Genomic DNA, 3,589 nt, shown 5'->3' with positions numbered 1-3,589 from the left:
GCTCCTCAGCGGCGACGACGAACAGCGCGAGGATCGGGATGACCGCCCCGTTCATCGTCATCGACACCGACATCTGGTCCAGCGGGATGCGGTCGAACAGGGTGCGCATGTCGTAGATCGAGTCGATCGCCACCCCGGCCATGCCGACGTCTCCCGTCACCCGCGGGTGGTCGGAGTCGTAGCCGCGGTGGGTGGCCAGGTCGAAGGCGACGGACAAGCCCTTCTGGCCGGCCGCGAGGTTGCGCCGGTAGAACGCGTTCGACTCCTCGGCGGTGGAGAACCCGGCGTACTGGCGGATGGTCCACGGCTGCGTCGTGTACATCGTCGGGTAGGGGCCGCGCAGGTAGGGCGGTGCACCCGGCACGGTGTCGAGGAAGTCGAGCCCGGCGAGGTCGGCCTCGGTGTAGAGCGGCTTCACCGGAACCTGCTCCGGGGTGAGCCACACCTCCCCCGTGTGCTGCGCGTCGTCGGCTGCGGCCGCGGTCGGCTCAACCGCACCGAGGTCGACGGTGGTGAAGTCGGGGACGGCGCTCATCGGGAACCTTCCGTGGTGGTGCCGGCATCACGTGGTGGGGTGAGGCGGTCGAGCACGTCGGAGAGGAACGCCACGACGTCGATGCCGTCGTGAACCTCGCCGTCGACGGCACCCGCGCTGTCGCCGAGCTCGCTGGCCCGGCCTGCGACGAGGACGGTGTCGACCCCGGCGGCACGCAGCGCCTCGATCGCCGACGCCCCGTGCTCGGCGTAACCGGCACGGCTGGACGCCAGGATGGCGACCTTCGCCCCCTCCTGCACGGCGGAGATCCCTCCGGCGGCGAGCAGGTTGGTGACGAACGCCTGTCGTGCACCGAAGTCCCGGCGGGTGCCGAGGGTGTGGACGACGACCGCAGGCCGGCCCAGCTCTCCGGCCCGGTCACGAAGTGCCTCGTATGCCGTCGCGTCGCGTCGCGGGGCGAACCCACCTACCGCGGTGGGCAGGTGCACCCGGGGGCGCCGGTCGGGGGTGACCTCCCCGACCAGCGGGAACATCGACACCCCCGTGAGGGGACGCGACCGGGTGGCGAGGTCGCGGTCGCGCTGCGCCACGGCATCCGCGACCCAGGAGGCGAAGAGGCCGTCGGCGAGCGCCTGCACCGCGCCACCGGAGGCCTCGATCTGCTGGAAGCGGGCCCAGACGGCCCTGGCCACGTCGTCGGTGAGCGACTCGAGGTACCACGACCCACCCCCGGGGTCGGTGACCCGGGCGACGTTGGCCTCGTCGGCCAGCAGGATCTGGGTGTTGCGGGCGAGTCGGCGCCCGAGGCGCTCGGGCAGGCCGAGCACGGTGTCGAACGGCAGCACGGTGATGGCGTCTGCACCACCGATCGAGGCGCCGAACGTGGCGAGGGTGCCGCGCAGGACGTTGACCCACGGGTCCTCACGGGTGAACATCCGCAGGCTCGTGACCGCGTGGGTGCGCGCACCGCGGCCGGCCTCGGGGACGCCACTCGCCTCGCCGACGCGGGCCCACACCCGGCGCAGGGCCCGCAGGGCCGCGGCGGTCAGGAACTGGTCGGCGCTGGCCCCGACGCGGAACTCGATCTGGTCGAAGGCCTGCGCGGGCGTGATGCCGGCGGCCTCGAGGTGACGCACGTAGGCGACACCCGTGGCGACCGCTGCGGCGAGAGCGTCGACGTCGGTGGCGCCCGCGTCGTGCAGTACCGTGGCGTCGACGGTGACGGCGCGCCAGCCCGGGCGGTCCGCAGCGGCCCGGACGAGGTCGGCCAGGGGGGCGAGATCGGGCGCGGTGCCGAGGCGGGCAGCGGAGCCGAGCGGGTCGAGACCGAGGTTGCCCCCGACGCTGGGATGGTCGCCGACGTGGTCGAGCAGCGCCTGGGCAGCCTCGACCTGGTGGGTGTGCGACGACACGACGACCGGGGCGAGGTCGAGGCGCACGTCCGCGAGCGCCTCGCGCAGATCGCCCACGGCGAGCCCGTCGTCCCCGATGTGCAGCCAGACCGAGGTCACACCGTGCTCGAGGTCGTCGAGGACGGCAGCCCGGGTGACGGCGACGTCGGGGTCGTCATGCCGCTGGCGGACGTCCCACGGAGCGGTGGCGTCGCGCACCGCGCGACCGCGGGTGAACGGCATCCGGCCCGGTGAGCCGAGGGTGCGGTCCTCACGCAGGTAGACGGCATCCACCTCGAGCCCACCCTCGAGATGGCGACGCAGTGCCTGCTCGGCGGCGGCACCGTCGAGCTGTGCGTCGGGTGCTCGCCCCTTGTTGAGCACGGCCGCGACCAGCACCTGCCAGTCCTCGCGGGTCTGCTCGGGAAAGCCTGCAGCGAGATCGATGGTGCTCGGCACGGCGGACGGGTCCGACATCGTGCTCCCTTCCCGACGGTGGGCGGGGCCGCGAGACGGGCCCCGCAGGCCACCCTAACGGCGTCGCGGCGGGGGGTCAGCGAGAGATCGGGCACACCGCGAGGGTGTGCGGTCGGCGGGTTCGAGTCGTCGGCGAACGGCCGCGTGGGTGGGCCCGGGGCCCGGTCAGGCGGGGTCGTCCGACGGTCAGGCGGGGTCGATCGCGGCGAACGGTGCGCCCATGGCAGCCAGTCGCTGCGCGCCGCCGTCGATCGCGGTGAGCACGCACAACCCGGCGGAGGTCGCGGCGATCGAGTGCTCCCAGTGGGCGGCGCGCGACCGGTCGTTGGTGGCGACGGTCCACTGGTCGTCGAGCACGTGGTTGTCCTGCTCACCGAGGGTGACCATCGGCTCGATGCAGATCGTCGTGCCCTCGACGACCTTGGGGCCCTTGCCCGAGACCCGGTAGTTCGGGACGTTGGGGTCCATGTGCATCGACGTGCCGATGCCGTGGCCCACGTAGTCCTCGACGATGCCGTACTCCCAGCCGCGCTCCTCCCCCGAGGCGGTGAGGCTGTCCTCGACGGCGGCGCCGACGGCATACAGGCTCTGCCCCACGCGCAGGGCGGCGATGCCCGCCCACAGGGAGGTCTCGGTGTCGTCGATGAGGGCGAGGTCCTGGGCAGAGCCGGCCTCGCGACCGCCGACGACCACGCTGATGGCGGCGTCGCCGTTCCACAGACCCACCTGGGCGCCACAGTCGATGGAGAGCACGTCCCCTTCACGCAGGACGCGCGAGCCCGGCATGCCGTGCACGATCTCGTCGTTCACGCTCGTGCACAGGGTGTGCCGGTACCCGGGGACGAGCTGGAAGTTCGGGATGCCGCCGTGGTCGCGGATGTGGGTCTCGGCCAACGTGTCGAGGTCGAGCGTCGTCATGCCCGGGCGGACCGCGGCGGCCACCACCTCGAGCGTGCGGCCGACGAGGAGGCCGGCGGTGCGCATGCCGGCGAGCTGCTCAGGGTTCTTGCCCTCGCAGCGGTCACGGTTGAAAAGACCCATGCGCAAGACCCTACCCGCGGTTTCGGCAGGGCCCGCAACGCAGAAGTTCGGATGGCAAGCAGCAATTGCTGCGTGCCCTCCGAACTTCTGCGTTGCTGAGCGACCGAGGTTGGATCGGCTGGTGCCGGATCAGGCCAGGGTGGCCAGCACCCGCTCCGTGACCTCGTCGACCTCGCCCATGCCG

At 72.6% G+C, this 3,589-nt stretch carries 3 protein-coding genes; all 3 read right to left on the bottom strand.

All coding sequences use genetic code 11. The features are described from left to right. A partial coding sequence (locus PLL68_RS13110; RefSeq protein WP_324534781.1) for a methylmalonyl-CoA mutase family protein occupies positions 1-535 on the bottom strand: 535 nt, incomplete at its 3' end. Further along, entirely contained in the window at positions 532-2,364 is a 1,833-nt protein-coding gene (locus PLL68_RS13105) for a methylmalonyl-CoA mutase family protein (RefSeq protein WP_324534779.1), read from the bottom strand. The genes PLL68_RS13110 and PLL68_RS13105, both read right to left, overlap by 4 nt. A gap of 186 nt (positions 2,365-2,550) precedes the next feature. Continuing rightward, the gene (gene map / locus PLL68_RS13100; protein ID WP_324534777.1) at positions 2,551-3,405 is read right to left on the bottom strand and encodes a type I methionyl aminopeptidase; all 855 of its coding nucleotides are present in this window, start codon (positions 3,403-3,405) and stop codon (positions 2,551-2,553) included. Between the last annotated feature and the right edge of the window lie 184 nt (positions 3,406-3,589).

It is taken from the genome of Ornithinibacter sp. (assembly GCF_035443565.1).
In the GTDB taxonomy this organism is placed as follows: domain Bacteria; phylum Actinomycetota; class Actinomycetes; order Actinomycetales; family Dermatophilaceae; genus Fodinibacter.
Note: the sequence above shows the minus strand (reverse complement) of the source record. Positions and strands in the feature narration are given on the sequence as shown.

Coding starts and splice junctions, on each gene's coding strand:
- PLL68_RS13105 (WP_324534779.1), bottom strand. CDS start 2,364: ATGTCGGACCCGTCCGCCGTGCCGAGCACCATCGATCTCGCTGCAGGC.
- map (WP_324534777.1), bottom strand. CDS start 3,405: ATGGGTCTTTTCAACCGTGACCGCTGCGAGGGCAAGAACCCTGAGCAG.